Raw genomic sequence first — 955 nt, forward strand, 5'->3', positions numbered from 1 at the left:
GTATTTCCTTACCGTCCATTCTATTTGTTATTTTTATCCTCTTACACTATCTCGCATTTTCTCGAGTGCTTGCCGATACATCCATCTTACTTGATAATATGTCATTTCCGTCTCTAAAGCGATTTCTCCCATCGTCTTTCCTACAAAAAAACGTTCAAAAATAATATACTTCTCCTTCTCATCTAACACACTCATAAATTCCTTCACTCTCATTTCAACGTCTTCAAAATGAAAGATATCCTCATACTCTCCTACACATACATATCTTTCTTGTACAGTAGATTCTTTCTTCAATCTTTCTAATATATAACCACGCACTGTTACAAGTGCATATGCAGGGAAATACCCCTTCTTTGCATCAAATCTTTCATACGCATGCCAAAGACCAATTAAACCACATTGATAATACTCTTCATAATCTTGGCGAATACCTAATTTCTTTATTTGATTTACAATCATTCCTTCATACAAAACAACTACCTCTGTAAAAGTCGCTGGCTTCACACAGTACCCGTTTCTAAAAGGTATACCTTTCTAGTATTCCGCGGTACCTTCACAATATAAAAATAAAGAAAAGATTTCACTGTGAGTAATTTCAAATACTACCGATGGAATTTGAAATTACACTAGATAGTATTTGAAATTTTGTTGGCGGTATTTGAAGTAAGGGTAAAAATAAAAAAGGTGACTCTCTTGAAGAGTCACCCTTTAATTCAATCATATTATTATACAGGCAAACCAGGTAAGAACTTTGCAATCAATACAACAATCGCAGCTAGGAATCCCGCTTTAATAATGAATAAAACAATAATTGGAATAGCTGCCTTCACTTTACTTACTCCAGCTGTAATTTGTAACCCTAGCCAAATTAAAATGATATTCCATAAATAGAACAATTCAATTGTATTACCAATTCCATATGCAAGTGAACCTTGATCGAATAGTGGTCCTAAAC

1 protein-coding gene and 1 pseudogene are annotated in these 955 nt (G+C 33.7%); both read right to left on the bottom strand.

Annotated features, from left to right (window positions below):
- Window positions 1–33: 33 nt before the first annotated feature.
- Window positions 34–504, bottom strand: a complete 471-nt coding sequence (locus DN400_RS29285) for a sigma-70 family RNA polymerase sigma factor (RefSeq protein ID WP_147801566.1) — start codon at window positions 502–504, stop codon at window positions 34–36.
- 221 nt (window positions 505–725) lie between these two features.
- Window positions 726–955 (bottom strand): annotated as a pseudogene (locus tag DN400_RS29290) (DUF1282 family protein); the annotation flags it as partial.

Source organism: Bacillus sp. AR8-1 (assembly GCF_008042345.1).
Lineage (GTDB): Bacteria > Bacillota > Bacilli > Bacillales > Bacillaceae_G > Bacillus_A > Bacillus_A cereus.